This is a genomic window from Parendozoicomonas haliclonae, from assembly GCF_900174585.1.
GTDB classification, from domain to species: Bacteria; Pseudomonadota; Gammaproteobacteria; order Pseudomonadales; family Endozoicomonadaceae; genus Sansalvadorimonas; species Sansalvadorimonas haliclonae.
The window spans coordinates 635,715-661,513 of sequence record NZ_FWPT01000002.1 but is presented as its reverse complement, the minus strand read 5'-3'; the positions used below and the strand labels follow the sequence as shown (position 1 = coordinate 661,513).

Genomic DNA, 25,799 nt, shown 5'->3' with positions numbered 1-25,799 from the left:
AGAGCAGTTACACCAATGTGGATGTTTCAGCTATGAGCTGCGGGCACCAGTCGTTATAATGAGCGGTTACCAAACAGACTCTGACTGGGGAAAAGAGTTGTGACTGTCGCCGATACCGCAGATGTTCGTGCTTATATGCAGAGCCTTGGCCAACAGGCTCGGGCTGCAGCAACGGTTGTTGCCCGTGCTGAGGCAAGCGTAAAGAACCTGGCCTTGCTGGCTACGGCTGAAATTCTCGATGCTTCACGCAGCGAGCTGGAAGCCGCCAACCAGAAGGATCTGGATAATGCCCGGGCCAATGGCCTGACCGAAGCCATGATTGACCGTCTGGCGTTAACGCCGGACCGTATCGACACCATGATCGAAGGTCTGCGTCAGGTTGCGGCGCTGCCGGATCCGGTGGGCAGCATCACCAATATGAAATACGTCCCCAGCGGTATTCAGATTGGTCAGATGCGCGTGCCCCTTGGGGTTATCGGCATTATTTACGAGTCGCGCCCGAACGTAACGGTGGAAGCCGCCAGTCTGTGCCTCAAATCCGGCAATGCCACGATTCTGCGTGGAGGCAGTGAAGCAATTCACTCCAACCGTGCCATTGCCCGCTGCCTGCAGGACGGCCTGCGTCAGGCAGGTTTGCCGCTGGAAGCGGTGCAGGTTGTCGGCACAACTGATCGTGCTGCAGTGGGTGAACTGATCACTATGCCTGAGTATGTGGATGTGATCGTACCGCGCGGCGGCAAAGGTCTGATTGAACGCATCAGTAAGGAAGCCAGAGTTCCGGTGATCAAGCATTTGGACGGTATCTGTCATGTGTTTATTGATGACCATGCTGACTTGGTGAAAGCGCGTAATATCGCGGTGAATGCCAAGACCCACCGTTACGGCACCTGCAACACCATGGAAACTCTGTTGGTTCACCAGGCGGTTGCCGCAGAGATCCTGCCGGTTCTGGCGAAGGACTATGCCGAGAAAGAGGTGGAGCTGCGTGGTTGTGAGCAGACCTGTGCGCTGATTCCCGAGGCCAAACCGGCTACGGAAGAAGACTGGAGCACGGAATATCTGGCTCCGGTGCTGGCCATTCGCGTGGTTGCGGATATGGATGAGGCGATTACCCATATCAATCACTATGGTTCTCATCATACTGACGCGATAGTGACCGAGAATTACACCCGTTCCCGCCGGTTCCTGCGGGAGGTGGATTCCAGCTCGGTGATGGTGAATGCCTCCACCCGTTTTGCTGATGGTTTTGAATATGGCCTGGGGGCTGAGATCGGTATCTCTACCGACAAGATCCACGCCCGCGGCCCGGTTGGCCTGGAAGGACTGACCTCGCAGAAATATGTTGTTCTTGGCGATGGTCAAATCCGTCGCTGAGAAGGCATGCTTTAATTTGAACTTGATAAAGACTGAAGAAATATTTTGAACAGCGCTGAACTGAAAGACTTTGTTGTAAACGCACTGGAAGACATCAAGGGCAAGGACATTACCGTTATCGACGTGAGCGACAAGACGGACGTAACCGATATGATGATCATCGTATCCGGTACCTCCAGCCGCCACGTTAAGTCTCTGGCCGATAACCTGGTCAAGAGCTGCAAGGATGAGGGCATCCAGCCTTTGGGTATGGAAGGTGAAGATCAGGCTGAGTGGATTCTGGTTGACCTGGGTGAAGTAGTTGTTCACCTGATGATGCCTTCCGCACGTCAGTTCTACGATCTGGAGCGTCTGTGGGAAACCACCGCTGAGCACAGAGCTGAAGCTGAATAATCATGCGGATTCGTTTGATAGCCGTCGGGCAGAAAATGCCCGGCTGGGTAACCGAAGGCTATAACGAGTATGCCCGCCGCTTGCCGGCGGGCTGGTCGTTGGAGCTCTGTGAAATTCCTCTGAACAAGCGCACCAAAAGTGCCGATGTTCAGCGCTTCCGCGCCAAGGAAGGGGAGCAGATGCTGGCCGCGATAGGCAAGGGCGACAAGGTGATTGCCCTTGAGGTTAAAGGAAAAGAGTGGAGCACGGAGCAGCTGGCGGATAAACTTGGCCAGTGGCACGATAATGGTGATAGCCTCAGTCTGCTGGTGGGTGGCCCGGAAGGTATGTTGCCGGAAATTTCCAACAGCGCCGATGTAAAGTGGTCACTTTCCCCTCTTACCCTGCCTCACCCAATGGTGCGTATTCTGGTAGCCGAGCAGTTGTATCGTGCCTGGAGTATCCTGAATAATCATCCTTACCATCGTTAAATTAATAAATGTTAAGGCATGGCGGCTGACACAATAAAAGACCATCCGGGAGAACGCCGGCTGGTCAACTTCCGCGTACTGTTGTCCGTTGTGGTCATGATTCTGATGACCTGTGGCCTGATTGCGCGGGCGTTTTATCTACAGGTCATCAAACATGATGAACTGGCAACACAATCGGAAGAGAACCGAATTTACCTGCGTACCGTTCCACCGGTGCGTGGTCTGATCTATGACGCCAAAGGGCGTCTGCTGGCCGAAAACCGACCCAGTTATAACCTCACCATCATCCGGGAACGGGTCAAGGATATGAACGGCACGCTGGCAGAGCTCAGCAAGCTGATTGATATCGAGCCCGATGATATCGCCTCTTTTAAGGAACGTGTTTACCAGACCCGTCCCTTCAACAGTGTGACTCTGAAATACCGGTTGAACGAAGAAGAGATCGCCCGTCTGGCGGTCAATCATCATCGTCTCCCGGGGGTAAATGTTGAAGCTCAGCTGGTGCGCTACTACCCGGACAAAGCCGTTGGGGCTCATGCCGTCGGTTATGTTGGCCGGATCAATGACCGTGAGCTTAAGAATATCGATCCCAAGCTTTATGAAGGTACTGATGTTATCGGCAAGACCGGGCTGGAGAAGTTCTACGAACCTGTTCTGCTGGGTGAGCCGGGCTATCAGGAAGTGGAATCTAACGCTCGTGGTCGTGTATTGCGGGTGCTGAACCAGGTTGATCCGGTACAGGGTGAAGATGTGCATCTGTATCTTGATCTGGATCTTCAGAAGGCAGCCATGGAAGCCCTGAAAGGCAAACGTGGTGCGGTGGTGGCGCTCGATCCAAAGACCGGAGGCATTCTGGCGCTGGTGAGTTCACCGTCATACGACACCAATGCGTTTGTGACGGGTATCAGTTACCGGGATTACAGTGCCCTGCGGGACAATATCAACCGTCCGTTGTATGACCGGGCGACGTTGGGTGAATATCCACCGGCCTCGACCATCAAGCCGTTTGTATCTCTTGCGGCACTGGACAGTGAGACCATCGACAGCGAATACCGGATTTTTGATAAAGGCTATTACCAGCTGCCCGGGGATGACCATCGTTATCGGAACTGGAAACGGACTGGTGATGGCTGGACGGATTTGCGTCGTGCCATCTCCCGTTCCAACGATACCTATTACTACGATGTCGCGGTCAAGATGGGTATCGATACCATCCATGAATATATGACCATGTTCGGGCTTGGCAGGAGAACCGGTCTGGATACTGCTGCGGAACGCCCCGGCCTTATGCCTTCCCGCGAGTGGAAGCGCAGAGCACGTGGCTTGCCATGGTATCCGGGGGAAACGGTTATTGCTGGTATCGGTCAGGGTTATATGCTGGTCACACCGCTGCAGCTGGCGACGTCCACCGCGATTATTGCCAACCGTGGCAAGGTGGTGAAGCCGCGTCTGGCCAAGCCGGGTATTGGTGTTGAGCCGGTCGAGGTTCAGCCTAGTGTCGAGAAGGATAAAGACGACTGGGAAGTGGTTGTACAGGGCATGATCGATGTGGTCGATCATCCACGTGGTACAGCTCATATACGGATGGGCAAGAACCGGAAGTATTCAGTCGCCGGTAAAACCGGTACGGCTCAGGTTGTTGGTATTCCCCAGGATATCAAGGAAGAGGAAGCCCGGGTGCTGGAAGAGTTCCAGAAAGACCACGGTCTGTTTATCGCCTTTGCACCGGTGGAAGATCCACAGATTGCTCTGGCGGTTATTGTCGAGAATGACTCTAAGATGGCTGTTCCCGTGGCCCGTAAGGTTATGGATGCCTGGCTGCTGCCACGGATGAATGCTGACGGTACGTTCTCTCGTCCGGAAGAACCAACCCCACTGCCGGCTCAGACCACCGAGCCGGTTGCACAGACGGGAGGCCAGTAATGTCTCAGGATTTTATTCGCCAACTGGATCCGACTCTGGACTTGAGAGAAGCGCCTTCTCTCAGCAGTCGTTTGCATATCGATCCAGTGTTGTTTATGACCCTGCTGGCCTTCTGTTCAGCTGGACTGTTTATTCTGTACAGCGCCAGCGGTCAGGATATGGATATGGTGATGCGGCAGGCGGTCTACATGGTCGTCGGCTTTTTTGCCATGTTTATCGTGGCTCAGATTCCTCCACGGATCATGATTCGTCTGGCACCGATCGCCTACATCGGTGGTGTGGTTCTGCTCGTGGCCGTGCTGGTTATGGGTTATGGTGCCAAAGGTGCTCAGCGCTGGATTCAGCTGCCGGGGTTCCGGTTTCAGCCCTCGGAAGTGTTGAAGTTGGTAATGCCGTTAACGGTGGCCGCCTGGCTGTGTCGTAAGCCTCTGCCGCCCAGCTACAAAGACATTGCTGTTTCCCTGATTCTGATTGGTATCCCGGCTGTATTGATTTTCAAACAGCCGGATCTGGGAACGGCCATCCTGATCTCGGCATCTGGGATCTTTGTACTTTTGTTGGCAGGTTTGCGCTGGCGGTTGATTTTCGGAGCTGTGGTGCTGGCGGTTCCTGCCGGTTTCGTGATGTGGAACTTCATCATGAAGGAGTACCAGAAACAGCGGGTGCTGACCTTTCTGAATCCGGAGAGTGATCCATGGGGTTCCGGCTGGAATATTATCCAGTCCAAGATCGCTATTGGCTCCGGTGGGCTCTATGGCAAAGGCTGGTTGTTGGGTACACAGTCCCATCTGGAGTTTCTGCCGGAAAGTCATACCGACTTTATTATTGCGGTACTGGCGGAAGAGTTCGGGCTGGTCGGTGTGTTGGTGTTGATAGCGGCCTATGCGCTGATTCTTGGACGAGGCATCTTTATTACCCTCCATTCCCAGAATATGTTTGCGCGGCTGGTGTCCGGTAGTGTGACACTGACTTTCTTTGTTTATATCTTCGTAAATATTGGCATGGTGAGTGGCCTGCTACCAGTGGTGGGTGTTCCTTTGCCGCTGGTAAGCCGTGGTGGAACCTCCATCGTGACGTTGATGGCCGGTTTCGGCCTGCTGATGGCTGCTCATACCCACCGTAATTTCCTCGGTCGATAACTTCTCAGCAAAGCGCTTTCCCTTTGGTATCAGGGGGAGAGTGCTTTTTCTATGCTGCAAAACCTGCACTGCTAAACTGCAACAAATGCAGAAGTAACAGTTTTTCACTTGTCATTATCTGAAAATGCTAAGTAGTATTCCGGTAAGTGAATTCGCACTCGTGTGGTGTTCACACGAGCTACTGCCGAGCATTTCGGTAAAGGATGGCCCTTATGAAAGAAAACGATAGCTCCAGCCGGTTAGTGAGTTTGAAGGAATGGCTGGCCGGTTCGTTAAAGGGGGCGTTACAGGGAGTCGTACTGGCTGCAGCCGTTGGAACGGCAATCAGCACGCCAGCCTTTGGTAATGAACCTGATGGATTTGACCGCAAGGATATCGCCGGCTTTATCGATGAGCTGGTGAAGGATGGCGGTTTCTCGCGCACAGCCCTGGAAAAGGTATTCAAGGAAGTTGAATACCAGCCACGGATTATTGAGCTGATCAGTAAGCCGGCCGAACGTCGGTTGACCTGGTGGGAATATCGCAACCTGTTTATTAATGATGCCCGTATCGATCAGGGTGTCGATTTCTGGATCAAGAACCGCAGCATCCTTGAGAAGGCTTCCAAGGATTATGGTGTATCTCCAGCTGTAATTATCGGGATTCTGGGCATTGAAACCGGCTTTGGCCGCAACAGTGGCGGCTTCCGGGTTGTTGATGCTCTTTCGACTCTGGGCTTTGGTTATCCGCGCCGGGCGACTTTCTTCAAGAAAGAGCTGAAAGAGTTTCTGATGCTGGCTAAAGAGCAGGGCTTTGATCCGCTGGAGCTGAAAGGCTCTTACGCCGGGGCCATGGGTATTCCCCAGTTTATGCCTTCCAGCTATCGCGCCTATGCCATCGACTTTGATGGTAATGGTCAGGCCGATATCTGGCAGTCACCTGCCGATGCCATTGGTTCCATTGCTTCTTATCTGAACCGTCATGGCTGGGTAGAAGGCAAACCGGTAGCCGCCAAGGCCAGCATTCGCGGGCAGAAATACGATGGTCTGTTAAGTGATAACCCACGTCCGACCCGCTCTGTAAATGAAGCCAGTCAGCTGGGTTGGCAGACCATTCAGGTTCTGCCGGACAGTGCCCGTGTGCGTGGCCTCAAGCTGGATGGAAAGGAAGGCCCGGAGCACTGGCTGACCATGACCAACTTCTATGTGATTACCCGTTACAACAAGAGTGATTTGTATGCGATGGCGGTCTGGCAGTTGGGGAGTCAGGTCGAGAAAAAGCTGAAAGCCAGATCAGGGCAGACTCTGGCAAGAAATGAGTGACATGGATACCGTTAGAATGAGTGTTATCAAGCAGGCTGCTGTAGCGGGTTGTATTGTTCTGCTGGCTGGTTGTGCCGGGAAAAGCCAGGAGGAAATCCAGGCAGAACGTTACCATCTGGAGCAGGACAGCCATCTGCAGGATATTGACGTTGCCACCATTCCCGATGCCATTCCCCGGGCTCCGGAGGGCAGGGTTAAACATGATCCTTACACCTTGAATGGTGTGCGCTATACGCCGCTCAAATCGGCAACCGGCTACACCTCAAAGGGCACGGCATCCTGGTACGGCAAGAAGTTCCACGGCTACCAGACTGCCAATGGGGAAATCTACGATATGTATGCGATGACAGCGGCGCACAAAACCTTGCCGTTGCCATCCTATGCCCGGGTTACCAATCTGGAAAATGGTCAGAGTGTGGTGGTGAGGGTGAATGATCGTGGTCCTTTCCATGGTGACCGGGTTATTGATCTGTCCTGGGCTGCAGCCAAAAAGTTGGGCTACCAGGATAAGGGTGTCGCTAAAGTTCACATTGAAGGGATTGATACCTCACCAGCCGGGTTGCAGGCTTTCCATCAGCAGGGACAGAAAAAGCCTTCCCATCAGGGAACCGATGCGGATGGTTTGCTGTATCTGCAGGTGGCGGCCTTAAGCAACCGTGACAGTGCCAATAATCTGCAGAAGAAGCTGCTGTCTCTACTGGAACAACCCGTGGTGGTGGTGCCTGCCGATGATGCCAGCCTGTTCCGGGTTCGCGTAGGGCCTCTGGCATCCGACCAGCAACTGGCGGCTGTTCAGAAGAGTCTGGAGTCTAACCAGCTCGGTCGTGGACAGCGGGTTTTTGATTAGATATGTTGATTAAGCCTTAACCGACTACTCTTTAGGCGGTTAAGGCTCGTAATCCGGGAAGGCTCGTAATCTGGGAGTTGCGTCACCCTACAGGGTTTGTTTGTTACGGAGAGCGGTCATCACAATCAATAATCCAGACTGAATAAGCAATGAACAAACTCTTCCTGTCTCCGTCACTTGTTACCCGTTTCCGATTCCTTCTTTTCGCGTTTATTGCTGCATCTGCTTTGTTGTCGGCAACGCTGGTTCAGGCCTTGCCTTCGGGGATGATTCCCTCGCCTCCGAAAATTTCTGCAGCCAGTTACATTCTGATGGATGCCCAGAGTGGTGAGGTGCTGGCAGAAAAGAATGCCGATGAGCGTCTGCCGCCTGCCAGTCTGACCAAGATGATGACCTCTTATGTCGTGACCAACGAGATGGCCGCCGGCAATATCGCCCGGGATGATCTGGTTACGGTCAGCGAGAAAGCCTGGCGGATGAAAGGCTCGCTGATGTTTATTGAAGTTGGCGAAAAGGTTTCTGTTGAGGATCTTCTTAAGGGCGTGATCATCGTATCCGGGAACGATGCCAGTGTGGCTCTTGCGGAGTATGTGGCCGGTAGTGAAGGTGCCTTTACCCAGATTATGAACGGCACGGCTAAAGCGCTGGGGATGAATAACTCAGCCTTTAAGAATTCTTCCGGTTGGCCCGTCGAGGGGCATTACAGTTCCGCTCGGGATTTTGCCATTCTGTCCAAACATATTATTTATGACCATCCCGAGTACTACCCACTCTATGACCAGAAAGAATTTCAGTACGGGGTGGATAAACGCACCGGCAAACCCATGAATCCTCAGCCAAATCGTAACAGTTTGTTATGGAGCAACCCTGGCGTTGATGGATTGAAGACGGGTCATACCGATGCCGCTGGTTACTGTCTTGCTGCCTCTGCGGAGAAGGATGGACGCAGGCTGATTGCTGTCGTTATGGGCACCGCCGGGGAGCGGGCAAGAGCCGCTGAAACACAAAAGCTACTGACATATGGTTTCCGTTTCTTTGAAAATGTGGATGTACATCGGGCCGGTGTCGCTCTGGAAAACCTGAGAGTATGGAAAGGGCAGGTCAACCAGGTACCTGTAGGGTTACTGGAAGATCTTGTTGTTACTGTGCCACGCGGGACGGGCAAGGAAGTGAAAGCTTCTGTAGTGGTAAATGGAAATCTGGAAGCACCTGTTCTCGAAGGTGAGGTTGTCGGCTCGGTGGTGGTAAAGGTTGGGGATGAGGAGATAGCCCGGCAAAATCTGGTTGCTCTGGAGCCAGTTGCTGAGGGCGGTTTCCTGAAGTGGTTCTGGGATTCACTTGTTCAGTTCTTCAGTGGGCTGTTTAGTTAGTCCGTTAGTCAGAGATAACCGTACTGTTTTGGTAACGGCAGTCTGCAGCGTATACTTACCCACCAGAAAGTTCCTATTTTGTGTAGTTCAGATTAACAAATCTGAACTATGCAGCCCGGAGAAGTATTATGACTGATGTAAAGCTGACTGAACTGACCGAGCAGCAAGAACCACCAAAGATCGAGTTTCCCTGTGATTACCGTATCAGTGTCATGGGTAACCAGAAGGATGATTTCCACGAGTTTGTTCTGGAAGTGATCAAGCGTCATGCACCGGATCATGATGGTACCTACAACCTGCGCGACAGTCGTAACGGTACGTTTGTTGCTGTTGTTGTCACCATCAACGCGACCGGTCCTGATCAGCTTTCCGCTCTGCACGAAGATCTGAAAAAAGACGATCGTGTTCGTATGGTTCTGTAATCGTTGTAAAAACAGCAGAACAGCTTGCCTGTGGATATGACAAATAAGCAGACCACAGGCCGGCTTTGATAAAGTAAAAAGATAACAGGAAGTAATGAATGGCAAACGCGGAGCAATTGATTGTCCGCGATCTGGGGATGAGGGACTATGAGCCTGTGTGGCAGGCCATGACCGCGTTCACCAATGACCGGGGAGAAAGCACTACCGATGAATTCTGGTTGGTGCAGCACCCGCCGGTGTTCACCCAGGGGCAGGCAGGTAAGGCAGAACATGTATTGGCAGCAGGAGATATTCCTGTTGTACAGGTTGATCGTGGTGGTCAGGTGACGTATCACGGGCCCGGTCAGCAGGTTGTTTATGTCCTGTTAAACGTTCGCCGTAAAGGTTTCGGGGTGCGGGAACTGGTTTCTTCTATGGAGAAGGCGCTGGTTAAAACGCTCTCGGAGTTTGGTATCGAATCCTATCCCCGTGAAGATGCTCCGGGTGTTTATGTCAAAATAACCAACGGCATTATGAGTGGTGAAGCCAAGATTGCCGCACTTGGATTGCGCATTCGCAAAGGCTGCTCATTCCATGGTCTGTCTTTGAATGTTGATATGGACCTTTCTCCTTTTCAGCGCATTAATCCCTGCGGCTATGCCGGCATGGCCGTGACTCAGATGCGAGATATGATGCCCGCTGCTTCATCTTCACCGGATATTGAAGCGATCTGCAAAAGTCTTATTACCAACCTTGCAGAGCTCACTGACTATTCTGAAATAAGCTATGCAGGGAATACGGCAGGACTGCCGGACACGATAAAAGACCAGCTTTCACAAGAAGCCAGTCGTGATGAACAAAGCCTGGAAGAACACAATTCCTATGAGTGAATCCAATATTATCCCAACCGTCCAGGTGCCCTCCGGCAGTAAATTTGTTACGGATAAGGGCATCCATGCGATCAAGCGTGGCATCAAAGCCAGCCAGAATAACGAAGCCCAGAAGCCAATCCAGCGTAAGCCGGAATGGCTGCGTATCAAGGTTAGCTCCGGCACCGAATACAAGAATGTAAAGCAGACGGTACACAGTCATAAGCTGAGTACGGTGTGTGAAGAGGCCATGTGCCCGAACATCAATGAGTGCTGGAGTTCCGGTACTGCCACCATCATGCTGATGGGTGATGTCTGCACCCGCGCCTGCAAATTCTGCGCAGTGAATACCGGTAACCCTAAAGGCTGGCTGGATGAGCAGGAACCTGAAAATACCGCAGAAAGCGTAAAGCTGATGGGGCTGAAGTATCTGGTTCTGACCTCGGTAAACCGTGATGATCTGAAAGACGGTGGCGCCGGTCACTATGCCGCTGTCGTAAGAAAGGTGATTGAAGAGAACCCGGACACTGCCGTAGAAGCTCTGACCCCAGACTTCCTGGGCAATCTCAAAGATGTGGAAACGGTTGTTGATAGTGGTATCTCTGTCTTTGCCCAGAATGTAGAAACTGTTCGTCGTCTGACCCATCCAGTGCGTGACCCGCGCGCCAGCTATGAACAGACTCTGGCGGTTCTGGAGCATGCAAAAAAGCACAATCCTGACGTTCTGACCAAAACCAGCATTATGCTGGGTCTCGGTGAGACGGAAGATGAAATTATTGAAGCTATGGATGATCTGCGTGCGATTGGTGTGGATATCGTGACCTTTGGTCAATATCTGCAACCGACCAAAAACCATATTGCCCTTGAGCGTTATGTCACTCCTGAGGAGTTTGATAAGTACCGCCAGTGGGGCCTCGACCGTGGTTTCCTGGAAGTGGTGTCCGGTGCACTGGTGCGTTCCAGTTATCGTGCAGAACAGGTGCTGCAAAAGAATAATGTTGGCTTGTAATTAAAAGCTGTCATTTATGTGGCTCGTTCCCACGCTCTTGCGTGGGAACGCAGGGTCTGCTCCCACGCAGGAGCGTGGGAGCCAGTGTCATCTCTTTACACAGGGCCAAGTGATCAGTAGATCGGGAATGGGAAGTACTTGGCGTTAATTTCGGCATAAGTGCCATCGGCAATAATCTCTGTCAGAGCCTTGTTCAGCTTCTCTTTCAGAGGATCATTCTTACGGATGGCGATACCGATAATATCGTTCTTGGCAAAAGCCTCGCCCTTGAATTCAAAGGCGGTGCCTTTGTCACTCTTAAGCCAGTCGTACGTTGGCAGTTCATCAGACAGTGCCGCATCAAGACGTCCTGCTGCCAGATCAAGATAAACTGCTTCCTGAGTGTCGTAGAGTTTGATCTCAGCCACATCGGCATAATTATCTTCGAGATGCATGCCGGCAATGGTGGAGCGCTGAGCACCAATGGTTTTGCCCTGCAAACCTTGTTTCGTCGGAGTGATCTCAGACTTTTTCGGACCCATAAAACGCAGGCCACCGGAATAATATTTATCGGTGAAGTCTACTATCTTGAGACGGTCATCGGTGATCGACATGCTTGAGACAATGGCATCAAACTTCCGCACGTTCAGTGCCGGTATCATGCCGTCCCAGTCCTGCACCACAATCTCGCAGGAGGTGTTCATTTTGGCACAGAGGGCATTGGCAATATCAACATCAAAACCAACCAGTGCGCCGGACTCATCCACATAGTTGAACGGTGCCCAGGCACCTTCGGTCGCGATGCGGACTTTGTCCTGCGCCTGACCTGTGAGTGGAAGCAGCACGGCTGCCGAAGTAATAGCAAGGGTACGCAACAGTTTCTTGAGCTTCATAAGCTGATCTCTTTTTGTGTTTATTATTTTTTTACTGCTACTGCGATAACTACGAGTTATGGGTTTTTACGATGTATTCCTTTCTTTGTTCAGAGCAAATTAAATGCCACCTTCAAGATATCAGGATGAGCCGGCAAGACCACCACCATCAATCACCAATGAGGTGCCGGTAACAAAGGAAGACTGATCTGAGGCCAGATAAAGAACGGCCTGGGCAATCTCTTCCGGCTTGCCGCAGCGCATCAGCGGGCGTTCAATCGCTTCTTCAACCAAAGAGTTTTCCGGCTTGCCGAGTTGGATGGCTTCATTGCGAAGCATGCCGGTATCGGTATCACCCGGACAGATACAGTTCACCCGGATATTCTGTGGGCCATGATCCACTGCCATGGCTTTGGTCATGATCACCACCGCACCTTTGGAGGCGCAGTAGGAGATAGCATCTTTACCACCGACCAGACCCCAGCCAGAGCCGGTATTCACAATGCTGCCACCACCGGCCTCAATCATAACTGGAAGCGCATATTTGCTGAGCAGGAAGATAGATTTCACATTCACTGCCATCACCCGATCCCACTCTTCTTCAGTGGTATCAATGGTATTGGTGCGGCGAGTGATGCCGGCATTATTAAACAGCACATCAATGCGGCCGTAGTTATCCAGTGCCGTCTTTACCACACTACGACACTCTTCGGCGGAGGTCAGATCACAGCATACGGCGGTGGCAGGTAAGCCTTCCGCAGTAATGGATGCTGTGGTCTCTTCGAGCAGCTGCTGGTTGATATCCACACAGACGACAGAGGCACCTTCTCGGGCAAAGGCCTGGGCGGTTGCGCGTCCTATACCGCCACCGGCTCCGGTAACGATGGCGACAGAGCCGGAAAATCTTGTTGTTGTCATTGTCTTTCCTTGTCTATAAACAGCTCCACGGGAGCCTTATTCTTGTTATTTCATGACCGGCTATTTTTAGAGCAGGCTATCGCTGACTTTGTAGACCTGTCGTTCACGATAACCGGTAATAACCGGGATGTAACCACTCAGCATACGGTCAACATGACTGCTGCCGGTATCGACCAGCAACGGCTTGCCATGCAGGGCTGTCAGCTTGCTGGTGGTGGCCAGAACGGTAATACGGCCGAAGCCAATCCGATTGAGAACCTCCGGACTGACTTGTGGATTGCCACGCCCCAAAAGAAAACCCTGACCGCCAATACAGGTAATCAGCAATCGTACCGGCCCCCTGTGAGCATCAATGGCTGAGAGTATCTCCCGCTCGGATACATCCTTGGCAATCAGACGACCATTGCAGACCAGATCAACACCAATCAGTGAGCCATCAATCCTGAGCTTCTCTTTCAGTGCGGCGGTGGTCATACCCGGCCCGATCAAATAAAGCGTGTCGGGGCACATGGCTCCCGCCATCTCTTCGGCAATGGCCAGGGCTGAAGCATGATCCGATGTGTTGCTACGGGTTTTAGCTCCCTGAGTCAGACAACGGTCGACCGGTGTTTGTAGGTAGCCATAAAGCCTTGCTGATACCCTTTGCTGACGCAGTTCCTCTTCATCCAGATCCATAACTTCCGAGCTTTGGCAGCGGATAGAACCTTGAATAAATCGGCTGAGCAGCTCACCAGCAGCTTTGGGACTGATAGCAAATACGGCAGATTGCACCTTAACTCCGGCCGGAATGCCCAGAACCGGAACCTGATCTCCAACGGCATCCAGCAGATTCCTAGCAGTGCCATCGCCGCCGGCAAACACAATCAGGCTGACACCCTGTTCGACCATCCAGCGGGCCGCAGCCATGGTATCGGACGGTGTTGGCTGCCGGTAAGGCGATATTGGGAATACGACATTGGCATTCAAGCCAGCGGTCTTTACCGCATCTTCTCCCATTGTGCCCTGACAGGTCAGAATCTCCACATCACTTGCAGTAGAAAGGCTGTTCAGTGTGCTGATGGTGCGCTCGACACCACGACCCTGACCGCCCAGTTCGCGGGCGCGGCGTTGGATATCTATGCCATCACTGCCTTTCAAACCAACCCTGCCGCCGAGTCCGGCGACAGGATTGATAATCAGGCCAATGGTCATAGGTTTGGCAATAGCCTTAGCCATTGCTGCTATCCGCATGCTTGCGGCAGTAAGCGCGCCAGGTCACGGCCCAACGTTCAGGATCATCAAAGTTATCATGACGAATCTTGTGGATCGGGCAGTTATGGGGGGCACTGCGGACAATGGCCGGATTGCTGTAAGCCTCTTCAGTAACGGCTTTTAGCGTGCGCACATACTCATCCATATCGGTGATGGAGTAAGACTCGGTTGGCTCAAAGGTGGCCGGTTCCGGGAGCAGATAAGGATGATGGCTGGTCCAGTAGTGCAGGCCATAGTCAGCCATACGCAGGCCCAGCTGCTCGGAGTGAATGCCGGTATCGCGATGCAGTTCTTCCCAGCTGTAACGTACCTGCTCAATACGACGTTTGCCTTTTGCCCAGGGGGCGCTGGAGCCTTTGATCTTCAGCACTTCGCCCATCAGGTAGTTGTTGTTCAGCACTGCGATTTCAGCCACTTCCTTCAGGCCTTCGGCCCCAAGATTCATCACCCAGGCATAGGCACGTAAAACAACAGAGGCCGCGCCATAGAAGGCTGCGACCTTGCCGATACCGTGGGGAAGATCATCGTTCAGGTAATAACGACCGTTATCGTTTTCAACCAGTGGGCCGGGCAGGTAAGGCACCAACTCTTTGGTAACCGCCTGTACGCCGACAGCCGGGCCGCCACTGTTATGAGGCGTAGAAAAGGTTTTGTGCAGGTTGAACTGGCAGAGATCAAAACCGGCATCACGGGCACGGGTAATACCCAGCAGGCCATTGGCATTAGCCTGGTCATAGGCACACAAGCCACCCACTTCATGGACGATATCCACAAATTCCTGGATGCGCGGATTAAAGATACCGGTATCTTCCGGATTGGTAATCATCAGACCGGCGGTGCGCTCAGACACGGCTGCTTTCAGAGCTTCAATATCTGGGTAACCGTCATCATCCGGATAAAGGGTGATGATTTTGAAGCCAAATAGCTTGGCACAGGCAGCATCGGACGGATGAGAGAGCATGGTGGTAATGATCTCATCCTTGTGGGTATTGCCTTGGGCGTCGTGGTACTTTTTGATCACTGCGGCATTGGCATAGATCGCTGCCGAACCACCGCGTGGCTGGAAGCTGGCTTTATCCATACCGGAGATAGCTTTGATGATCTTCTCGAACTCATGCATGACTTCGAGAATACCCTGCACTGTGCTTTCATCCTGCAGCGGGTGCAGCTCAGCCATCTTGGGCGAGTAGGCCAGTTGATCATTGATTTTCGGGTTGTACTTCATGGTACAGGTACCCTGACCAATATCGACCTGCAAATCCGCCCCCAGATTCTCCTGGGATAATCTCAGGTAATGACGCAGCACACGGTTCTGGGCGATCTCAGGGAGTGCCGGAGCGTTCTTACGACGCATAGACGAGGGTAATGTGTCGTAGACATTAGCCGCCGCATCACGAACAGCCTGTTCCGCTTCCGGAATAAGAATGCCACGCTCGCCTTCAGCGGAGAGTTCCATCACCACCGGCTCATCCCAGCGAGCCTGATGAAAGCGACGCAGGTTAGGTTTTCCGTCTGTATGACGATGCTTGCGGATATCAGTATCGGAATAATTCATTACAGGACCTCCGTCAGTGCCTGGCAGAGTGTGTCGATATCGTTCTGGGTATGAACCTCGGTAAAGCAGTAGAGAGCGCTCTGGCCCAGCTCGGGCCAGTCTGCAGAAAGATCATGGCCGGCAAAGATGCCTTTCTCCTGCAAAGCAAGGTTGATCTCGGCGACCGTCTTGCCGGTGTCGTCAAAGTTCACGACAAACTCTTTGAAGTGCGGCTGATCAAAGTGAGGCACGTTTACACCCGGCAGCTTGCTCAACTGCTGCTTGGCATAACAGTTACGTTGCAGAATGCCTTCACCAATCTCCTGCATCCCCTGCGGTCCCATAGTGGCCAGATAGACGCCGGCAGTAATACCCCAGAGCACAGCGGCAGTGCCGACATACTCCTGACCGTTCTCCCTTTTTTCAAAGGAGGTTCGTTCAAAGGCGACATCACCAAACCCGTATTCACCAGGAACTTCTGTGGGCGCGATACCAAACAGACGGGAGGGATACTGCATGACCATATCCGGTTCATCGTGGCTGGCGATAAATCCGGCATGACCGCCACCAAACTGCATATGCATGCCCAAAGGCTGGATATCTCCGGTGACCAGTTTCGCACCGTAGTTGGCGGGCGGAGCAAGCACTCCCAAACTGATGGGATCAACAGCAACAGCCGGTACGGCTCCCGCTTCGTTCGCCAGCGAACAAATGGCTTCGCCATCTTCAATCACGCCCAGATAGTTCGGGTTATCGAAGTAAACAACGGCGGTCTGATCATCGAGAAGATCTTTCAGGCTGGCACGGCAGAGGCCGCCGGTCTTTTGATCGACGGGGATAACATGGATATCCACATCGGCCTGACAGTAGGTGGTTATCATCTTGAGTTTGTCAGGGTTGATGGCTCCGGAGATCAGCGCCTTGCGTTTGCCGGTATAGCGGCAGGCCATCCGAATGCTGGTAGCTGCGGCCTGGAAACCATCGTAAACGGGTACGTTCACCACATCCATTTCCAGCAGCTCACCCATCAGGCTGGTATATTCAAACAGAGCCTGAAAACGACCATGGTCGTCGTAAGGTTCGCCGGCGTAAGCGGTCACAAACTCACTGCGCTGGTTAACCTCGTCGCAGACGGATGGCACGTGGTGCTGGTAGCAGCCACCGCCGAGAAAGCTCAGATTATCTTCGGTGCTGGTATTTTTATTCAGCAGCTTTTGCACATGACGCTTAAGCCCAAACTCGGATAGTTTGGGAGCTGGCAGATCAAGCAGACCATCCAGTTTCAGATGCTTGGGAATATCGGCATAGAACTCGTCAACGCTTTTGGCGTTCACGGCATCCAGCATAAATTGCCGGGCTTGAGGGGTGGAGTTGGGTATGTAGGGGTAGACGGTCTTTTTCTGTGTCGTACTCATAGACGTGCCGTTTGTGCGCTCTTGTGAACAGTGTCTTTCATGCTAATCAGCAGAAAACGGCCTCACAAACGAGTCTTTCTAACGTCACGGATAAGTAGAGCTTATGTGCAGGCTAAGCAGGTTCTAGTGCTTTATGCTTTGGAAAGGAGGCTTTCACCTGTTGCTTCAGAAACGTACGGAAAGCCTGAAAACCGGCTGATTGCTGCGCCCCTTCTGGGTAAACCAGGTAATAGGCCTGACTCTTTTGTAACACCAGATCGAAAGGTTTCACCAGCCGTCCGGCGGCAAGGTCTTCCCGAATAAATGCAGTGCGCCCGAGGGCTACACCCTGACCATCGGCTGCAGCCAGAAGCAGGGCATTGCTGTCGTCTATGATCGGGCCACTGGTGCCTTCGACACTCTCGATTCCTGCCATCTTGAGCCATTGCTCCCAATCATCGTGGCTGTCTTCATGCAGCAATGTGTGATGCACAAGATCGGAAGGTTTGGCCAGCGGCTTACGGCCTACCAGCAGAGATGGACTGCACACGGGAACCAGCTCCCCGGGGATAAGAAATTCAGCCGTCAGACCGGGCCAGTCGCCTTCTCCCCAGCGAATGGCAACATCAATATCATCATTCACAAAATCCACGGGAGAAATGGAGTGGTGCAGTCGCAGATCAATCTCCGGAAATTGCTGCCAGAACTCTGGCAAACGCAGAACGAGCCACTTGGCGGCAAGGGCGGGGGTGAGGGAGACACTTAAGCGATTATTGTCGGGTTTCTTTTTGATCTTATCCAGAGAGTCAGCCATCAGATCAAAGGCACTGCTCAGTGATGGCAACAGGCGCAACCCTTCTCGGGTCAGGCTCAGGCTTCTGGGCTTACGAATAAACAGTGGGACTTCAAGGCTCTCTTCCAGCTGGCGAATATGCTGGCTGATGGCGGCCTGAGTGACAAAAAGCTCGTCAGCGGCTTTGGTAAAACTGCCAAGGCGTGCAGCAGCTTCAAAGGCTGCCAGTGCTTTTAGATTAGGGAGCTTTCTGTTCATTATTATTGTGTCCCAAGGTGGTTCTTTTGGGAGTCTACCAGAGAACACAAAGACGACGCAGATCGGATGGATTCTTAGCGTAGATCAATGAATTGACCGATCCGGCTGGAAGGCTCTATCTCCCTATGTGGCTTTTCCCTACAGTGCAATCTCCATGGGGATGGGGAAAGACCTGTATGAAAGCACTGGAAAAGTCTCTTGAGTCTCTTATTTATTCTTCGCGCTGGTTGTTGGCGCCTCTTTATTTAGGCTTGAGCCTTGTTCTTGTTGCAGTCCTCATAAAGTTTTACCAGACCATGTTTGAATTACTGGCAAATATCACGGTGATCAGTGATAAGTCATTAATTCTTGCGACGCTTGGGGTTGTGGATCTGGTGCTGGTCAGCGGTCTTACGCTGATGGTGATGCTCAGCAGCTATGAAAATTTTGTTTCCAAGATTGATATGGCTTCCGAGGATAGAGAGCTGACATGGCTAGGCAAGATGGATGCCGACACTCTTAAAACAAAGTTGTCTGTCTCCATCGTGGCGATATCTTCCATTCATCTGTTAAGAGTGTTTATGGATGTGGAGAAGATCCCAAACGATAAGATTCTCTGGTACACCGTGATTCATTTGGTCTTTGTGGTGTCAGCGCTGGGGATGTCATTTGCGACCCGGATCGCAGGTAAGCAATCCGGGCGATAAGGTTGTAAGTCGTGAAGGTTATTACTGGCAGGAAAATGCACCGCCATCAACGGAACCTACACCCGACTGGTTCAGAGTAATGGCGGGGTAGTTGCTACCTGCTCTGGAGGTTGCCGTCAACGTGAAGGTAATGGCTGTCGGGGCGGTATCAAAAGCGATGGTATAGTTTTGAGTGCCGCCATCAACAGGGCTTCTATCGGGGAAGTGAGTGCCTGCTACGGCTCCCGTGTAGCCACGATTTTCCGACCGATAACGCTCCAAAGCACTGGCTGCTGCCAACAGTGTTCCCCTGGCGTCTTCACAGGCGTTGCGAGTGACATAGTTCTGATAGGATGGATAGGCGACAGCGGACAATATGCCAATAATGGCAACAACGATCATAAGCTCAACAAGGGAAAAACCCCGGACACTTTTCTGCATAGTTCTAAATCACAAAAGTGAGCCCCTCTCGGGGCTCATTGAACAATAAATCAGTTCTGGGTTTTACGGTCTATCCAGCCGGTCTGGCGAACAGTCGAAGTGGAATCTTTAGGGAAACACTCGGTTCCCACACATTCCAAAGGCACCAGACCGGTCGCACCTTCTGTTGCACCTATCAGCTCGCCTTTGTTCACCACAACCAAGCGTGTGGACGAGATGATACCGGTGTTTTCAACCACAGTTTTACGTTCAGCATTCGGTGCAGTGCCATCGGAGGCTTTGAAACTGTAATAACGATTCACACCCTGAACGGCCTTACAACTGCTGGCTATGGCTTCGGGCTCATAGCTTACAAAGCTGAAGTAACCATCAATCAGGGAGATATCCGATAAGGCTTTCTCACCGGGGGCTTCCAGACGGATGTACCAGCCGCCGTCGGAAACTTCGATCTTTTGGCCGTTTTTATCGGTTTTGATCAGTGCCAGCGATTCTTTGGCCGCTTCTTGCTCTGCCTCGGTTCCCTTTTGTGCTTTGTTATCTGTTGCATCATAAAGCGTCGATTCGACCATAGTGGTGGCCTGGGTGTTATTGAAGATGGCCTCGGATTTCAGCACGTAGAATCGGTCATCAACAATCTCATCCAGCGGGTGAGCCCGATAACCAGAGCCGACTCCGATGGTGAACAGCGTACGATCACCTGCTTGAGTCAGACCGGTGACAGGCTTCATATAGAAGCGACGGTTACCGGCTTTGGTTCCATCATTCAGATCTGCCACTACACCCGCAGCCCCGTCTTTTCCAGTACCTCCAAATGGTGCAACGGTAACCTTTTTGGTCTTCTTGCCGGCCTGCTGGTCGATAAACAGACGCCAGACCTGTCCGCCCATATCGGCAAAGATGATTTGGTCCCCAAAGCCATCAAAGTTCATGTCCAGAATAGTGATGTCCCCAGGGATGCTGTATTTCATTTTGTCCAGTTTAAGGGTGGCATCGGCATGCCTACCGGCACTCCATAGGAGCTCACCGGTCAGGGCATCGATCATAAAGACGGAATTGCCGGCGTTATGATTTTGCCTTGCCTTGCTCATGGCATCGTTAGTGTCGGCATCATAGCCGCCACCAAATACCAAAGTATGACGAACATTGTCATCACCATCACCATCACCAATCAGCACCTTGGTAAGATCTGGACGGGACCAGCTTTGCCCCAGTCGGGACATGCCCTTGGTGTTGATATTCAGCTTCCAAAGCAGTTTTGGATCGTTCCGGTTAGTGATATCAAGCGCCACATAGGAAGAGCCACCACGGCGCATGCCTACATAAAGATAAACTCTGTCGCCATCAGAGGCTTCGATGTTTCCATCCTTATCGATGTCAATTCGCAATACTGTAGGACTGCCGTCTATGCCGTAAACTTTCTGGCCATCGGTTGAGATGGATTCGTTGTTGGCAAAGCGATCAAGGTTGCCCAGCAGCTCCTCCGGAATATAGGAAAACAGTTCGTCTCCAGTACCACTGTCAATGGCGTGCAGGAAACCCTGGTTGGTACCAAAGAACAGCGCCAGATCTTCTTCCTTGCAGGTTTTCACCTTTCCATCCTTCGGTGGGTTATAAACACGACAGCCGTAGCTGACCAGTGCCGGCTGGGAATGCAGTGGGTCACCCAGTTGTTGCCGTGGCAGGCCGGTCTCTGGGTTGATACCACGAGCCCAGTTGATAACTTTATTTCGCTGGGAATTGTCCATGCCAGCATCCCCAAGAAGCGCTTTGGTGATAGCCTTGTTATCAATCTCCAAAGGCTGGTCTTTCAGGTTTTCTTTATCGCTGAGGCCAATATCGGTATAGATTTTGCGCTCATGGGGGGGCTTCAAGCGTGAGGCCGCGCCGCCAAGGGAGGTTCTGTTACCGTCCGGGCTGGATGACCAGAAGCTGGTCGTGCCTTCCTTGAAGCTGCCAGTGTCAGAGTCGATCGCTTTTTTACTGAACTGGTCAACCAGGAAGTAGGAGGTTGCTTTCTCACCATTTACTGTTTTTGTCTCGGTACCCAGCTTGTACTTTTTCAGGTTACCGTCCCAGTTGACGGCTTTCTCAGGCGTGAACAGTGCATAGTAAAGTTCGTTATTATGTTGGTAGCTCCGGTACTGGTTGACGGAGATACTGGCGCTGTTAAAGGTGGCCTCTACGGAAAGGATTTCCTGCAGAATACTGCCAAAGGCTTCAATCAAGGCGTTAGTGTCGTCTGCCTCGTAGTAACGCTTGGAGTCACCATCGTCATGGGGGCTGGCGATATCCCGAAGGAACTTGCGGGCCTGGTCGGTGGCCGCAAAACCAATTGTGTGGGTAATAATTGTGTTGTCGCCTGCGAGTGACAATTTTTGATCGTTCTCTTCCATCCATTTGGTGAGAACCCGACCACAATCTGTCTGATCATTGATATTTCCGTTGTAGTAACGGCAGTTCTGACCAGTCTTGGAGCGGATTGCCTGTGCATCGTAGGACTCGAAGTCATTAGGCTCGCCATCGGAAAGCAATACAATATGGTTGGTCTGACAGGCATCAATAATCGGAGAGTTGGAGCCGGACATATAACCTTGAGCATCCAACAGTTTTTTCAGAGTAGGTGTGCCGCCACCAGTTCTGGCCTCATTGACATAACTGGCCAGTTGATCACGCACTTTAGGGCGTGTGGCGTCTTCATCGTAGTCTTCCTCTGCCAGCTTGATCACCAGTTTGGGTGCCAGTGTCGGGGTGTGATCCCAGGCATAAATCTGACGATTCATACCAAAGTCCCGATCCGGTTTCAGCAGCAGGGTTAGACTGTTCCCAGCCTGATAATCATCCTGCTCAACCAGCTCTTTGAGAATATCGGAGATATCTGGAGAACGTAGTGTCGTTTTCTGCTGCCATCGACCGCTGATCGACCAATCGACTGAACTCTTGGTTTTAGTACGACCACTCAGAGCTGATTGACTTTCATTGAAGGGGGCCGAGTCCGGGCTTTTATCACCAAAAATCGACAGCTCAATCTTGTTATCGTGGGATGAATAGTAGGTTGAGACCTCAAGATAGGCTTCAAGGATTTCTGCTCCTTGCTTAACTGGCATTTTCGAGAAGCGCAGACCTACATTGGATCTTCCAAGATCCAGAGTATTCGACGTCAGGCTCGTCCAATTGCTTCCGATATTATTGCTGGCATCATCCTCCCGTATAGTGATGGGGTAACGGATGGTTTTGTTAAAGCATCCAGGTTCATCGCCGGTTACTTCATATTCAATTGCCAGCTTCGGAGCGTCAGCACTGGAGTCCTCTTCACTGGTTATTGTTCTAGATCCTGTATTGCCGGCTGCTGGCTGGACAACAAGTGTCGCGGCATTGCCACCACACCAGTCATTTCTGTTGACCACTTCCTGAATACTGGCCGTGACATCCATATCGTAACTCATGGGGCCGCCAACATTATCCATAGTGTCCCATGGAGGGAGTACACCTTGGGTAAAATTGGACGTTAGCTTACGGGTTGAGATGTTTTTAGTTGTTGCCTGTAATGGTGCAGAATTGCCGGTATCCTCAGCCTTTAGCATAAAGATCGCTTCGGTATTGTTCGAGCGTGCAGGTGTCAGGCGTAAGGTGGCTTTGGTGATTTTTGCGCCCTGAGGAACCGGTACGCCATCAAAGCGCATGGCGGTTTTGAACGACTGCCCGGTATCTGTGACTGTAGCCGCAGTTCGACTTGTCAAGAAGGTAGCAGGGCTGGGCTGGTTATAGGTAATAAACAGTTTAGGAACAGTATCTGGGTGATTAGGAATTACGCCATCAATACTGCTGCCTTGCCAGTCCCAGTTCGTCATCATGAATGTGATGCTATCAACACCATCATCTTGATTTTCATCAACGACAGCCTGTACAACCGAGCGGATGTCGGGTGTTTTAAACCACGCAGTGTTACCAATTCTGAAGTTTTCTACTGGCCAGTCCACACGCTTGTTATGGTCAATATTGTGGTTGTGGTAGCGATCACTCAGTGTACTATTTTTCTGTCTATTAAGGTTTCTATCAGTACGCTTGTCTGCACCGATTTCAATAGTTGTTCCTGATCGCTCCCAGCTGTAGGCATCAGTTGCCTGTATCTCCATATGTGCTGATGTAATGATTGCTCCCGGTGGCAGATCAAGCTCCTCAAAATGAAGGCCTACATAGGAGTAATTATAAAATCGGAGGTAGTCTCTGTTGTAATAACCTGAGTAGTACTCGCTTGCAGAATTATAATCACCAAGTGGAAGAGGTAGTGCTTCGATGTCCTGCTCGGTAATTGTACCAACCCGAAGGCTGTTGGATTCCAGAGTAACCGCTCCGCTGCCGATATGTTCGTCAGCATCAGTCACACTGCCAGTGCCCAGAACTTCAACCGGATTAACACCCGCAGGATCATTGATATTGAGGACTGGGTGATAAACCCCGTTTTTATCCTGATAACTGTTGTTGTCGTGAAAGCGGATAAGGCCAGCGTTGATGGACATACCTACAGTACTGTCCATCAACGCTGAGAAAGACTCCTGCAAGACATCCATACGGTTCTTGTTTTTCAGATCCGAAGGGCAGTTCCAGCTATTGCAGATGCTGTAGGACATCGAGCCCGAGTTATCCAGCACAAACAGTACGTTAGGTGCTATCAGATCGTTACTGCCGGCGGCCCCGCCAAAAAATATTTCTGTGTCGTCAGCTATCGCGGAATGAAAGGTGCCGGCCCCCAGAAACGTGGCAAGGACAATGCTGAAAACCTGCCCTGAGCGTTTATTCTGCATTCTCATTTTTCTATTCGATTATTCGTTGGTAAAAGTTCGGAACTGGTAGTGCAGGGTGTAACTGCCATGGGGGCCGTCCAGATCCGGCTTATCCCCGTCTGCAAAACCCACGGAGGTTTGCAGGAAGCGACAGGAGTAAGGCTGGGTCAGGTCATTGCCTGTACCAAAGCACCGCTCATCATCGGAATAGACCATGGTATTGGCTGTACCGCTGAGGCTGGAACTAAAGACATCCTCAGCCCCCGGATCAATCAGCAATTTATTCATGGCCTGACCAAATAGGGTATTGGCTTCGTTATAGAACAGGCGGCTTTCTTCAATAGACCGAACCTGTTTGTTTTGCACGGTAATGTCGTAAAGACCCGACATGCCGACAAGTGTGACCACCAACAGCATGACCAGCGAAACGATAAGAGTGGCGCCCTGCTGCCTGAAATGATTCATGGCTCTTCTCCGAGATTTCTGGCCTTAACCGTCATTGTGAACAGTCCGAGTTTGTTGGTCTCATTGCGGAGTTCATCATTGAAATTGAGCCTGATCTGGTAGACCTGATTACCCATATCCTTGACAGATAAACCATCACGCTCGAGACCCGAAGTAAAGGCTACGTCGTTTAATCGTAGAGACGGTTTTTCATCGCCCTTGCTGGCATCCTGACAATCTTCAAGAGAAGTATCCGGATCATCACAGCGCGAGTGGATAGAGTAGGCGTAGGTACTCTCGTGGTATTCATACAAAACGACATTGTCAGACAGCGTGTCGTTCTGAAGATCAATCAGCAGCTCATTGATGGTTTCCTGAGAGTCCGGAATGTTATTGCCACTGACGAGAGTAATGGCTCTGTCTCCATCAGTGATATTGGCTGGACTGATCTGTTGGATCGACAGGCAGTTACCAATAAAGAGAGGTGCAGCCTCACGCTCTTCAAAGGAAACATCAGCAGGGGTGTTCAGAAGAATTTTTTTGCGGTCAGTGGAAGCTGACAGCGACACCGTTTGCTCAAGCAATGGAGCCAGATAGGCTGTTGTAATCACGGGATTGGTCGTTGAACCGGTAATAGTGACACCGGCCAGCAAGAGCTCGGCTTCATCAGATTTTTCATCAATGACTCTGACGGTATCACTACAGCCTCGATAGCCGGCACGCTGGATATCCCTGCGCAGGCGCTCCATGGCAATCCGGGCAGAGTCCTGAATATTGACCTGACTGGTTACGGTACGTTGTGAAGCTAGAGCATCAATAGAATAACGGGTGATACCCAGTACCAGTATTGAGCTGATCGCCAGAGTAATCATCAGCTCAATAAGAGAAATACCTGACTGGTGAGAGTGAATATGCCGGAGGCTCATATTTTTACCTCCCGGGTCATTACAATTTCTTCCGGCCCGGTTCGGGAAGCTGAAGTTAATCCAGTCAGCTGCTGGAAAGTGATCTGGAACTTATAAACGGTCAGATTGTTATATATTCCTGTCGGGCAGGGCGCGCCTGCTCCACCTTCCAGACCCAGCTCAGCGGTCGGATCAATATCAGACAACATTTCAGAAAATTCTTTCAGGGCATCGGCCTTACAGATGGCTTTGCCTTTATTGTCAGCGTCAGCCAGTACCGTCTCCTCAATACCATCCAGAATCAGCAGGGCATGAGTTTTCTGCTCCGTGTTTATGTTGGACTTCATCGAGTAGCCTTGCAGGGCCAGCATACCCAGAATGCCGATCGACAGTATCAGCAGGGAAACCAGCACTTCGATCAGGGAAAAGCCAGTGTCTACCCCGGATTTTTTATGGACATTCTTCATT

General features: G+C 51.6%; 23 protein-coding genes. 12 read left to right on the top strand and 11 right to left on the bottom strand.

Annotated features, from left to right (window positions below; genetic code table 11):
* The first annotated feature begins 135 nt into the window (after window positions 1-135).
* The 11 genes from EHSB41UT_RS06200 to lipA all read left to right on the top strand — a co-directional run bounded on the left by EHSB41UT_RS06200 (window position 136) and on the right by lipA (window position 11,096).
* On the top strand, window positions 136-1,374 hold the full coding sequence (locus EHSB41UT_RS06200) for a glutamate-5-semialdehyde dehydrogenase (protein ID WP_087108009.1): 1,239 nt from the start codon (window positions 136-138) through the stop codon (window positions 1,372-1,374).
* 45 nt (window positions 1,375-1,419) lie between these two features.
* On the top strand, window positions 1,420-1,767 hold the full coding sequence (rsfS, locus tag EHSB41UT_RS06195; protein WP_087107853.1) for a ribosome silencing factor: 348 nt from the start codon (window positions 1,420-1,422) through the stop codon (window positions 1,765-1,767).
* Window positions 1,768-1,769: 2 nt separating this feature from the next.
* Window positions 1,770-2,237, top strand: coding sequence for a 23S rRNA (pseudouridine(1915)-N(3))-methyltransferase RlmH (rlmH, locus tag EHSB41UT_RS06190; protein WP_087107851.1), 468 nt, complete (start codon window positions 1,770-1,772; stop codon window positions 2,235-2,237).
* An 18-nt stretch (window positions 2,238-2,255) separates the two neighbouring features.
* The gene (gene mrdA, locus EHSB41UT_RS06185; RefSeq protein ID WP_087107849.1) at window positions 2,256-4,160 is read left to right on the top strand and encodes a penicillin-binding protein 2; all 1,905 of its coding nucleotides are present in this window, start codon (window positions 2,256-2,258) and stop codon (window positions 4,158-4,160) included.
* Window positions 4,160-5,299: a rod shape-determining protein RodA gene (gene rodA, locus EHSB41UT_RS06180; RefSeq protein ID WP_087107847.1), complete on the top strand. Its 1,140-nt coding sequence runs from the start codon at window positions 4,160-4,162 to the stop codon at window positions 5,297-5,299. Before mrdA ends, rodA begins: the two co-directional genes overlap by 1 nt.
* A gap of 212 nt (window positions 5,300-5,511) precedes the next feature.
* Window positions 5,512-6,600 carry a lytic murein transglycosylase B gene (gene mltB / locus EHSB41UT_RS06175; RefSeq protein WP_087107845.1) on the top strand — a complete coding sequence of 363 codons (1,089 nt, stop codon included), beginning with the start codon at window positions 5,512-5,514 and terminating at the stop codon, window positions 6,598-6,600.
* 1 nt (window position 6,601) lies between these two features.
* Window positions 6,602-7,447 carry a septal ring lytic transglycosylase RlpA family protein gene (locus EHSB41UT_RS24925; RefSeq protein ID WP_106408273.1) on the top strand — a complete coding sequence of 282 codons (846 nt, stop codon included), beginning with the start codon at window positions 6,602-6,604 and terminating at the stop codon, window positions 7,445-7,447.
* A 149-nt stretch (window positions 7,448-7,596) separates the two neighbouring features.
* The gene (locus tag EHSB41UT_RS06165; protein ID WP_207626572.1) at window positions 7,597-8,817 is read left to right on the top strand and encodes a D-alanyl-D-alanine carboxypeptidase family protein; all 1,221 of its coding nucleotides are present in this window, start codon (window positions 7,597-7,599) and stop codon (window positions 8,815-8,817) included.
* Window positions 8,818-8,945: 128 nt separating this feature from the next.
* The gene (locus tag EHSB41UT_RS06160) at window positions 8,946-9,239 is read left to right on the top strand and encodes an HP0495 family protein (RefSeq protein WP_207626571.1); all 294 of its coding nucleotides are present in this window, start codon (window positions 8,946-8,948) and stop codon (window positions 9,237-9,239) included.
* 98 nt (window positions 9,240-9,337) lie between these two features.
* Window positions 9,338-10,108, top strand: a complete 771-nt coding sequence (gene lipB / locus EHSB41UT_RS06155) for a lipoyl(octanoyl) transferase LipB (protein ID WP_087107839.1) — start codon at window positions 9,338-9,340, stop codon at window positions 10,106-10,108.
* Window positions 10,101-11,096, top strand: a complete 996-nt coding sequence (lipA, locus tag EHSB41UT_RS06150; RefSeq protein ID WP_087107837.1) for a lipoyl synthase — start codon at window positions 10,101-10,103, stop codon at window positions 11,094-11,096. Before lipB ends, lipA begins: the two co-directional genes overlap by 8 nt.
* A gap of 113 nt (window positions 11,097-11,209) precedes the next feature.
* On the opposite strand, the gene EHSB41UT_RS06145 is transcribed toward lipA, so the two are convergent.
* From EHSB41UT_RS06145 to gcvA, 6 genes are all read right to left on the bottom strand, one after another.
* Complete coding sequence (locus tag EHSB41UT_RS06145) at window positions 11,210-11,968, bottom strand: transporter substrate-binding domain-containing protein (RefSeq protein ID WP_087107835.1); 759 nt, start codon at window positions 11,966-11,968, stop codon at window positions 11,210-11,212.
* 120 nt (window positions 11,969-12,088) lie between these two features.
* Window positions 12,089-12,865: an SDR family NAD(P)-dependent oxidoreductase gene (locus tag EHSB41UT_RS06140; protein ID WP_087107833.1), complete on the bottom strand. Its 777-nt coding sequence runs from the start codon at window positions 12,863-12,865 to the stop codon at window positions 12,089-12,091.
* A 66-nt stretch (window positions 12,866-12,931) separates the two neighbouring features.
* Window positions 12,932-14,080, bottom strand: coding sequence for an ATP-NAD kinase family protein (locus EHSB41UT_RS06135; RefSeq protein ID WP_165767166.1), 1,149 nt, complete (start codon window positions 14,078-14,080; stop codon window positions 12,932-12,934).
* Window positions 14,073-15,671 (bottom strand): aminomethyl-transferring glycine dehydrogenase subunit GcvPB, encoded by a 1,599-nt coding sequence (gene gcvPB / locus EHSB41UT_RS06130; protein ID WP_087107829.1) that lies wholly within the window; start codon window positions 15,669-15,671, stop codon window positions 14,073-14,075. Before gcvPB ends, EHSB41UT_RS06135 begins: the two co-directional genes overlap by 8 nt.
* The gene (gene gcvPA, locus EHSB41UT_RS06125) at window positions 15,671-17,065 is read right to left on the bottom strand and encodes an aminomethyl-transferring glycine dehydrogenase subunit GcvPA (protein ID WP_087107827.1); all 1,395 of its coding nucleotides are present in this window, start codon (window positions 17,063-17,065) and stop codon (window positions 15,671-15,673) included. The genes gcvPB and gcvPA overlap by 1 nt, the downstream gene beginning before the upstream one ends.
* Before the next feature lie 112 nt (window positions 17,066-17,177).
* The gene (gcvA, locus tag EHSB41UT_RS06120) at window positions 17,178-18,095 is read right to left on the bottom strand and encodes a transcriptional regulator GcvA (RefSeq protein WP_087107825.1); all 918 of its coding nucleotides are present in this window, start codon (window positions 18,093-18,095) and stop codon (window positions 17,178-17,180) included.
* Window positions 18,096-18,271: 176 nt separating this feature from the next.
* Between gcvA and EHSB41UT_RS06115 the strand changes: the two genes are divergently transcribed.
* Window positions 18,272-18,781, top strand: coding sequence for a TIGR00645 family protein (locus tag EHSB41UT_RS06115; protein ID WP_242667243.1), 510 nt, complete (start codon window positions 18,272-18,274; stop codon window positions 18,779-18,781).
* A gap of 21 nt (window positions 18,782-18,802) precedes the next feature.
* Here EHSB41UT_RS06115 and EHSB41UT_RS06110 read toward each other — a convergent pair whose 3' ends face one another.
* From EHSB41UT_RS06110 to pilV, 5 genes are read right to left on the bottom strand one after another with little or no spacing between them, the layout of a single operon-like run.
* Entirely contained in the window at window positions 18,803-19,201 is a 399-nt protein-coding gene (locus tag EHSB41UT_RS06110; protein WP_087108003.1) for a type IV pilin protein, read from the bottom strand.
* Between the two features lie 50 nt (window positions 19,202-19,251).
* Window positions 19,252-24,003 (bottom strand): pilus assembly protein, encoded by a 4,752-nt coding sequence (locus EHSB41UT_RS06105; protein WP_165767165.1) that lies wholly within the window; start codon window positions 24,001-24,003, stop codon window positions 19,252-19,254.
* 18 nt (window positions 24,004-24,021) lie between these two features.
* Window positions 24,022-24,447, bottom strand: coding sequence for a hypothetical protein (locus tag EHSB41UT_RS06100; protein ID WP_087107821.1), 426 nt, complete (start codon window positions 24,445-24,447; stop codon window positions 24,022-24,024).
* Complete coding sequence (locus EHSB41UT_RS06095) at window positions 24,444-25,352, bottom strand: PilW family protein (protein ID WP_087107819.1); 909 nt, start codon at window positions 25,350-25,352, stop codon at window positions 24,444-24,446. Before EHSB41UT_RS06095 ends, EHSB41UT_RS06100 begins: the two co-directional genes overlap by 4 nt.
* The gene (pilV, locus tag EHSB41UT_RS06090; protein WP_087107818.1) at window positions 25,349-25,798 is read right to left on the bottom strand and encodes a type IV pilus modification protein PilV; all 450 of its coding nucleotides are present in this window, start codon (window positions 25,796-25,798) and stop codon (window positions 25,349-25,351) included. Before pilV ends, EHSB41UT_RS06095 begins: the two co-directional genes overlap by 4 nt.
* Window position 25,799 lies beyond the last annotated feature (1 nt).

What these genes read in the sequence shown, in the direction of transcription:
- EHSB41UT_RS06200 (WP_087108009.1), top strand. Translation starts at nt 136, where the DNA reads ATGCAGAGCCTTGGCCAACAGGCTCGGGCTGCAGCAACGGTTGTTGCC.
- rlmH (WP_087107851.1), top strand. Translation starts at nt 1,770, where the DNA reads ATGCGGATTCGTTTGATAGCCGTCGGGCAGAAAATGCCCGGCTGGGTA.
- mrdA (WP_087107849.1), top strand. Translation starts at nt 2,256, where the DNA reads ATGGCGGCTGACACAATAAAAGACCATCCGGGAGAACGCCGGCTGGTC.
- rodA (WP_087107847.1), top strand. Translation starts at nt 4,160, where the DNA reads ATGTCTCAGGATTTTATTCGCCAACTGGATCCGACTCTGGACTTGAGA.
- mltB (WP_087107845.1), top strand. Translation starts at nt 5,512, where the DNA reads ATGAAAGAAAACGATAGCTCCAGCCGGTTAGTGAGTTTGAAGGAATGG.
- EHSB41UT_RS24925 (WP_106408273.1), top strand. Translation starts at nt 6,602, where the DNA reads ATGGATACCGTTAGAATGAGTGTTATCAAGCAGGCTGCTGTAGCGGGT.
- EHSB41UT_RS06165 (WP_207626572.1), top strand. Translation starts at nt 7,597, where the DNA reads ATGAACAAACTCTTCCTGTCTCCGTCACTTGTTACCCGTTTCCGATTC.
- EHSB41UT_RS06160 (WP_207626571.1), top strand. Translation starts at nt 8,946, where the DNA reads ATGACTGATGTAAAGCTGACTGAACTGACCGAGCAGCAAGAACCACCA.
- lipB (WP_087107839.1), top strand. Translation starts at nt 9,338, where the DNA reads ATGGCAAACGCGGAGCAATTGATTGTCCGCGATCTGGGGATGAGGGAC.
- lipA (WP_087107837.1), top strand. Translation starts at nt 10,101, where the DNA reads ATGAGTGAATCCAATATTATCCCAACCGTCCAGGTGCCCTCCGGCAGT.
- EHSB41UT_RS06145 (WP_087107835.1), bottom strand. Translation starts at nt 11,968, where the DNA reads ATGAAGCTCAAGAAACTGTTGCGTACCCTTGCTATTACTTCGGCAGCC.
- EHSB41UT_RS06140 (WP_087107833.1), bottom strand. Translation starts at nt 12,865, where the DNA reads ATGACAACAACAAGATTTTCCGGCTCTGTCGCCATCGTTACCGGAGCC.
- EHSB41UT_RS06135 (WP_165767166.1), bottom strand. Translation starts at nt 14,080, where the DNA reads ATGGCTAAGGCTATTGCCAAACCTATGACCATTGGCCTGATTATCAAT.
- gcvPB (WP_087107829.1), bottom strand. Translation starts at nt 15,671, where the DNA reads ATGAATTATTCCGATACTGATATCCGCAAGCATCGTCATACAGACGGA.
- gcvPA (WP_087107827.1), bottom strand. Translation starts at nt 17,065, where the DNA reads ATGAGTACGACACAGAAAAAGACCGTCTACCCCTACATACCCAACTCC.
- gcvA (WP_087107825.1), bottom strand. Translation starts at nt 18,095, where the DNA reads ATGAACAGAAAGCTCCCTAATCTAAAAGCACTGGCAGCCTTTGAAGCT.
- EHSB41UT_RS06115 (WP_242667243.1), top strand. Translation starts at nt 18,272, where the DNA reads ATGAAAGCACTGGAAAAGTCTCTTGAGTCTCTTATTTATTCTTCGCGC.
- EHSB41UT_RS06110 (WP_087108003.1), bottom strand. Translation starts at nt 19,201, where the DNA reads ATGCAGAAAAGTGTCCGGGGTTTTTCCCTTGTTGAGCTTATGATCGTT.
- EHSB41UT_RS06105 (WP_165767165.1), bottom strand. Translation starts at nt 24,003, where the DNA reads ATGCAGAATAAACGCTCAGGGCAGGTTTTCAGCATTGTCCTTGCCACG.
- EHSB41UT_RS06100 (WP_087107821.1), bottom strand. Translation starts at nt 24,447, where the DNA reads ATGAATCATTTCAGGCAGCAGGGCGCCACTCTTATCGTTTCGCTGGTC.
- EHSB41UT_RS06095 (WP_087107819.1), bottom strand. Translation starts at nt 25,352, where the DNA reads ATGAGCCTCCGGCATATTCACTCTCACCAGTCAGGTATTTCTCTTATT.
- pilV (WP_087107818.1), bottom strand. Translation starts at nt 25,798, where the DNA reads ATGAAGAATGTCCATAAAAAATCCGGGGTAGACACTGGCTTTTCCCTG.